At 61.5% G+C, this 6104-nt stretch carries 7 protein-coding genes; 4 read left to right on the top strand and 3 right to left on the bottom strand.

The genetic code is table 11. The features are described 5' to 3' along the window. The first annotated feature begins 173 nt into the window (after positions 1–173). Positions 174–1106, top strand: coding sequence for an NADP-dependent oxidoreductase (locus JFC09_RS16085; RefSeq protein WP_198395067.1), 933 nt, complete (start codon positions 174–176; stop codon positions 1104–1106). A 38-nt stretch (positions 1107–1144) separates the two neighbouring features. On the opposite strand, the gene JFC09_RS16080 is transcribed toward JFC09_RS16085, so the two are convergent. Then, positions 1145–1723, bottom strand: a complete 579-nt coding sequence (locus JFC09_RS16080; protein WP_198395066.1) for a PIN domain-containing protein — start codon at positions 1721–1723, stop codon at positions 1145–1147. Positions 1724–1741: 18 nt separating this feature from the next. Further along, positions 1742–2164, bottom strand: coding sequence for a helix-turn-helix domain-containing protein (locus JFC09_RS16075; protein ID WP_198395065.1), 423 nt, complete (start codon positions 2162–2164; stop codon positions 1742–1744). A 138-nt stretch (positions 2165–2302) separates the two neighbouring features. On the opposite strand from JFC09_RS16075, the gene JFC09_RS16070 reads away from it, so the two are divergent. After that, a complete protein-coding gene (locus tag JFC09_RS16070; RefSeq protein ID WP_198395064.1) occupies positions 2303–3553 on the top strand; it encodes a YibE/F family protein in 1251 nt (416 codons plus the stop codon). A gap of 14 nt (positions 3554–3567) precedes the next feature. On the opposite strand, the gene JFC09_RS16065 is transcribed toward JFC09_RS16070, so the two are convergent. Continuing rightward, complete coding sequence (locus JFC09_RS16065; protein WP_198395063.1) at positions 3568–4575, bottom strand: AraC family transcriptional regulator; 1008 nt, start codon at positions 4573–4575, stop codon at positions 3568–3570. Positions 4576–4788: 213 nt separating this feature from the next. Between JFC09_RS16065 and JFC09_RS16060 the strand changes: the two genes are divergently transcribed. Together JFC09_RS16060 and JFC09_RS16055 are read left to right on the top strand one after the other, a co-directional pair. Then, the gene (locus tag JFC09_RS16060; protein ID WP_198395062.1) at positions 4789–5175 is read left to right on the top strand and encodes a hypothetical protein; all 387 of its coding nucleotides are present in this window, start codon (positions 4789–4791) and stop codon (positions 5173–5175) included. Between the two features lie 10 nt (positions 5176–5185). Then, positions 5186–6037, top strand: coding sequence for an alpha/beta fold hydrolase (locus tag JFC09_RS16055; RefSeq protein WP_198395061.1), 852 nt, complete (start codon positions 5186–5188; stop codon positions 6035–6037). The last annotated feature ends 67 nt before the right edge of the window (positions 6038–6104 follow it).

Below are 6104 nucleotides of genomic sequence, written 5' to 3'. Positions count from 1 at the left end.
GTGTCAACTATGTCTTGAGACCTAGTTGTCAATTATGTACTGAGACATCACACCGCACTCTGCGGCGCGGTCTCGAACCGGACCGCGGTGTGTCGTCCCGACCACAGCTGCCCCTTTGCGGTCCGGATGGCGGACGGCGGGAATAGGACCGCGGAGCGCGTGTTGTGCGACACATGAAGGCGATTGCATACACAGAACCCGGTGGCCCCGATGTCCTCCACGTCATCGAACTTCCCGACCCGCAGGCGGACACCGGAGAGATCCTCATCCGCGTGCGCGCGGCGGCGGTGAGCCCCACCGACACGATGCGCCGGATCGGTGCCCGCGATCCCGGGGGAGCGCAGCCTCCCTACGTCGTCGGCATGGACGCCGCCGGTGTGATCGAGGCGATCGGTCCGGACACGGACACCGATCTGCAGGTGGGCGACGAGGTCATGGCGATCGTCGTGCCCAGCGGCTCGCATGGTGCCTATGCGGAGAAGGTCGCGGTGCCAGCCACCTCCGTCGCCCGCATCCCGCAGGGTGTGTCCTTCGCCGAGGCCGCCACCCTGCCCATGAACGGTCTCACCGCCCGCTTGGCGCTGGATACGCTCAAGCTGCCCGCCGGGTCGACGATCGCGGTCACCGGTGCGGCCGGTGCCTTCGGCGGCTACTCGGTGCAGCTCGCGAAGGCGGATGGCCACACGGTCGTCGCGGATGCCGCTGCCAAGGATGAAGAGCTCGTGAAGTCCCTGGGCGCGGACGTGATCCTGCCGCGAGGTGAGGGGTTCGCTGCCGCCGTGCGGGAACGCTTCCCCGACGGGGTGGACGGGATGATCGACGGAGCGGTGCAGCTCGACGAGATCGTTCCGGCTGCCAAGGACGGCGCCACCATCGTGACGATCCGCGGGGACAAGGGCGAACGCGACCGTGGAGTGATGTTCTGGTCGATCGTCGTGAGCAAGTACGCGTTCGACCCGGTGGCTCTCGACACTCTGCGCCGGCAGGCGGAAGCAGGGGTCGTCTCTCTGCGTGTGGCGGACGTCCTGCCCAAGGAGCAGGCAGCTGAAGCTCATCGCAGGCTGGAGGCCGGCGGGGTGCGCGGACGCATCGTCCTCGAGTTCTGAGGGGCTCGTTGGACCGGTTCGCGCTCTTGCAGCGTGAGTTATCTGATATGAGCGGCCCAGTGCGCTCTCACGCGTTCGGCGAAGCGAGGACAACTGCTCTGGACAAGGGCGTCGTCGAAGTCCAGTGACTTTCCGACGCTCTGATGGTGTTGAAGCATCGTCTCGAAAACAGCACGTACGTGGTGCGGCATCGAATTGTCGACGAGCAAGAAGAACTCATCAGGACAGTAGATCTCGTAAGGAAGTGAGTCTTTGGCCTCGTCCGTGAGGTCGAGAAATCCTTTGTCGCTCGTCACTAGAGCGTCGATGCGTCCGGCGACCGCAGCAGCATGTACATGGTTGTCGAAAGGATCGGCAATAGGACCGTCCGAACCATTGCCATAGTCATCGATTCGCTCGCTCATGGCGACAGCGATGGAGTCGTTGATCCTAGTGATCTGCGTCCCGGTCAAGTGCGGGTAGTTCCGGCGCAGGTTGTAGACAGTCTCGCTGAGGATGTCCTCCGTATAGGTGACAGTAAAGGCACCCTGTGCTGCAGCATCCGCCAGCAGTAGGAGCCAGTCTCGAGTCGTTCGAGAAAAGAGAACGTTCGCATCTGGCAGCACCCTCGTGATCATGAGGTGATCATAGGGGTTTCATAAATCCAGGGAGTCCTCCAGCTCGATGAGTTCGCGCAGCGCGTCGCGTTGCTCCTGGACTCGCTTCGCTTTGAAGTCGAGGACATCTTCTCGGATCAGACGCGTATGAGACCCCACCTTCTGGTGCGGGATTGAACCGTCCCGCACCAGTTTCATCAGGGTTGTTCGAGACACTCCGAGCACGTTCGCGGCGACCGTTGTGCTCAGTTGCTCCGGGAGCGATCCGAGCGTGACGCTACCTCCTGCCGCCATGATTTTCAGTGCGCGTGAGAGGAGCTCGGCAAGCTCGCGCGGTAGTGCAACAGTTCCGGTCACGGTGCGGTCGGTGTCCTGGTGGGAATCGATCCAGTCCGTGAATTCGCGGGCTTGGGCGCGCTCGCGGTCAGTTGCGAAAAGGGCTTCGCGTATCGCAGTCGACATGTCGGCACTCCTGTCATCTATATCTGGCGCTACTGTCACCTGTAAGTGCCATCATAGCAAGATCGCGCCGGGTGAGGTCGTCGCGGTCTGCGTCTCACGAGGTATCCCGTTCAGGGGTGAGTGAGGAACACTGGACGGATGCGCTTCCCTGCACTCCGGACCTCCGGCCTTTCCCGTGAGACATTCGTGTCGGTCGTCGTCGTGGGCTGCGTGCTGTTGTTCGCCCTGCCGATCGTCCTGGCCCTGTGGCCCTCGCAGCAGCCCGCCGAACTGCCCAACGGCACGACGATGGACTATTCGCGGGCTGAGCTGAGCGACGTCGACCTGGCGGATTGCGAAGCCGCGTGGACCGATTCGGATTCGTTCTGCGGGGAGGCGACCGCCCACCTGGACGACGGAACCGCACACACCATCGGCATCACTCGCGAAGGGTGGGTCGCCGGTCTGGAGGACGGTGACAAGGTCGTGATCCAGACGGCGACACCCGTGCAGGGGGAAGTGCTCCACTCGTTCCACTCGGTGGAGCGCGGCACCTCGCTCGCCATCTTCGCCGCCATCACGTTCGTGCTCGTGGCCCTGAGTGTGGGCGGCAAAGGGCTGCGGGCGTTCGTGTCGCTGCTGGTGTCCGCACTCTTCATCTGGGTGTTTCTCGTCACCGGTGTGCACGAAGGCGGCAACGCGCTCGTGTACTCGACCGTGACCGCGGTGCTGGTCCTCACCGTCGTCCTCCACTTCACCCACGGATTCGGGGCGAAGACCCTCGCCGCATGGGCAGGGACCGTCTGCGGGGTGGGTGCTGCGATGCTGGCCGGCTGGATCTTCTCCTCCGTCGCGAGGCTCACCGGGATCACGGAGTCGACCTCCGCGGCGGTGTTCGCGACCGGGGACGTCGACATCGCGGTGCTGGCGCTCGCCGCCCTGCTCATCGCCCTCATCGGCATCCTCAACGACATCACCGTCGCGCAGGCCTCCGTCGTCTTCTCCCTCCTGGGCTTCCAGGGGGAAGACTCACACGATCACGGGCACAGAGGGAGTGGCGGCCACGAGGGAGGGGCCGCCGCGAAGAGTCCGTCGCTCATGAAGCGGGCGCTCGACGTGGGGCAGGACCACGCGGCCAGTGCGATCTACACCGTGAGCTTCTCCGTCGTGGGTGCGAGCCTGGCGGCGTTCGTCGCGGCGAAGTCGTACGGGATGCCCGTGTGGGCGCTCATGCAGTCGGAGACGGTCGCTCACACGATCGTGCAGCTGCTGGCGGGCATCGTGGGCCTCACGGTGACGATGCCTGCGACGACCCTCTTCGCGATCTGGTTCGCACGCGTGCTGCGGGGCAGCCCGGAAGAGGAGTGCGTCCGCGGCGGCGCTGGAGGGCATGCGCAGCACCATTTTTGATCGAGACTTTCGTCTCACTCGACCGGAGATCGCCGTCGGAGAGTCGTGCTGGGTAGCTCCCCGAAATACTCATTGTAAGCAGAGGCGAAGCGCCCAAGATGTGTGAAGCCCCAACGGGTAGAGACCGAGCTGACGGAATCGACTTCCGCGGCAGACTCGAGTTCGGCGCGGACTGCTAGAAGTCGCTGGTCGCGAATGTATCGGCGTGGAGACGTCCCCAGTGCTGAGCGGAAGAGCCCTTGAAGAGTTCGTATGCTGACTCTGCTTACTGCGGCGATCTGTTCCAAACTCATCTGTTCATCGAGGTGCGCATCGATATACTCCTGAATCGATTGCAACCGCTTGTCGACCCTTCTGCCTCCGCAGGGGCGGATCGAGGAAGAATCCATGGCCCTGAGCTCGGCGCTGTAATTGTGCTGAGCAGCATAGAGAAGCTGGGTCATAATGAGCTCTTCCATGGGTTGTATCATCTGCAGGAACCCGGGACCGGACTGCAGACGGTCGAGCTCATCGACCATCTGAAGTGCTGTCGCGTACAGGCTCGCGCCGACTTCTGTACGCAGATTCAGCCGAAGTTCGAATTCGATAGGTCGTGAGACTTCTCGCGCGAGCAGACCAGCGAGGCAACCCTCAAGCCGTTGTCGCGAGAAGCGGAAAATTACTTGCTCAGCATCGTGCGACCAGGTTACGCGCGACAAGCGCTCTGGCAAGAGGATGACCCCGGAATCGCCAGCGGACGTCTGCCAGCTCTGTCGATCGTCGCGCCAGGCATCAGTGTTCCCACCGGTGGTGAGGTTCACGTGGTAGAAGTCTCCGCTGGGAGGCATCTGCAAGTTTACCTCGCTCGCATAGGTCAGGTAGCCGACTGTCACGTCATACGCTTCTGACGCGTTCAAAGAGAAGCGCAGAGTATGTTTGCTCAGTTTCGTGAGGCGGTTGTCGAGGTACGTGGACGACACCGCTGCACGCGCTTCGTCGAGATCGTGTGTTGTGAGGATCCGGAAATTTCGGAGCTTCTCCATGTCACCCCCATCGGCGAACTTCGGACTTGAGTCAGTCCGCGGAGCGTAGGGCCAATGCTAGCAAGTGAACCTGATCGACTGCTCTGCGTGATTCGGATACCGGGGTGCGGAGAACGGATATTGCTACAGCTGGTGGCTCGATAGCGTGAAGGATACCGACGTCGGCGAGCGGACGTCGACGCGGGGACATTCACGATGGCACAGGAGGCACCGATGAATGCACTTCAAGAGCTCGGCGGAAGCGCTGACGCCGCACGCGAGCGGCTCAACGCGGATCCGGAGTTCAGACTCAAAGCGCGGAAGTGGGAAGGGCGGTTCAAGATCGTGCGTGGTAACGACACTGTCGTTCTCCAGATGCACGAGGGCGAAGTCGAGCGGATTGAAGTCGATCCGACACTCTTCACCGCTGCGGACTTCACGATTGCAGCATCAAAGGGGGAGTGGCAGAGGTTGCTGGCTCGTCACCCGGATCCCTTCTACCAGGACGTCTACTCCGCATGGCTGCACCACGGTTTCACGGTCGATGGTGACCTGGAGCAGTTTTTCGGGTTCCATATGGCGCTGCGCAGGTTACAGCAGATGCTGCGCGGCATCGAGTGAGGAGACAGTGATGAGCTCGATCAGCGACATCAGAGGAAGGTACGTGTTCATCGAGGTGGAGGGCACGGAATATCGTGTCTACTTCGAGGAAAACGGAACAGGCATTCCCCTCGTCTGCCAGCACACGGCTGGAAGTGACGGTCGTCAGTATCGGCACATCCTCGCCGATCCGGACATCACGAAGAACTTTCGGGTCATCGTGTACGACCTTCCCTACCACGGCAAGTCCTTGCCGCCGGATGGTATCGAGTGGTGGAAAGTTGAATACAAGTTGCGCGCGGCGTTCTTCAAAGAGTTCGTGTTGAAGTTTGTTGACGCGCTTGAGCTGAACGAGCCGGTGTTTATGGGGTGCTCTATGGGAGGGCACTTGGCCGCTGACCTTGCGCTCAATCACCCGGACAGGTTCCGTGCGTGTATTGCGTTGGAAGGCGCCTTGGAGAGTCACGACATTCAGGACATCATGCCATGGTGGAATCACCCTCGCCTTAGCAATGACTCCAAGCCGAGCTTGATGTACACGATGATGGCACCGCAGAGCCCTGAAGCTCGGAAGAACGAGACCATCTGGATGTACAGTCAAGGGGCGCCCCCGGTATTCCACGGCGATTTGTATTACTACGGCATCGACTATGACACCACGGAGACGGCTAAGAACATCGACACCAGCAAGGTAGCGTTGCATATCCTCAGCGGTACTTACGACTGGTCGGCCACACCTGACAAATGCCGAGCGCTCCATGACGAAGTCGAGGGGTCAACGTACACACTGATGGACGATGTAGGGCACTTCCCAATGTCAGAGAACCCGGATAAGTTCAAGACCTATCTGATGCCGGTGCTGAAAAGGGTTCAGAGCGGCTGACGGTGGCTAAGCGGCTCATCGTAAAAGAGAGTGTAGAAGTGGTCTGAAGCCGCCGGTGTCTAGCAGT

Source organism: Brevibacterium yomogidense, assembly GCF_016107685.1.
GTDB lineage: Bacteria > Actinomycetota > Actinomycetes > Actinomycetales > Brevibacteriaceae > Brevibacterium > Brevibacterium yomogidense.
This window is presented reverse-complemented; position numbering and strand designations above follow the sequence as displayed.

Coding starts and splice junctions, on each gene's coding strand:
- JFC09_RS16085 (WP_198395067.1), top strand. CDS start 174: ATGAAGGCGATTGCATACACAGAACCCGGTGGCCCCGATGTCCTCCAC.
- JFC09_RS16080 (WP_198395066.1), bottom strand. CDS start 1,723: ATGATCACGAGGGTGCTGCCAGATGCGAACGTTCTCTTTTCTCGAACG.
- JFC09_RS16075 (WP_198395065.1), bottom strand. CDS start 2,164: ATGTCGACTGCGATACGCGAAGCCCTTTTCGCAACTGACCGCGAGCGC.
- JFC09_RS16070 (WP_198395064.1), top strand. CDS start 2,303: ATGCGCTTCCCTGCACTCCGGACCTCCGGCCTTTCCCGTGAGACATTC.
- JFC09_RS16065 (WP_198395063.1), bottom strand. CDS start 4,575: ATGGAGAAGCTCCGAAATTTCCGGATCCTCACAACACACGATCTCGAC.
- JFC09_RS16060 (WP_198395062.1), top strand. CDS start 4,789: ATGAATGCACTTCAAGAGCTCGGCGGAAGCGCTGACGCCGCACGCGAG.
- JFC09_RS16055 (WP_198395061.1), top strand. CDS start 5,186: ATGAGCTCGATCAGCGACATCAGAGGAAGGTACGTGTTCATCGAGGTG.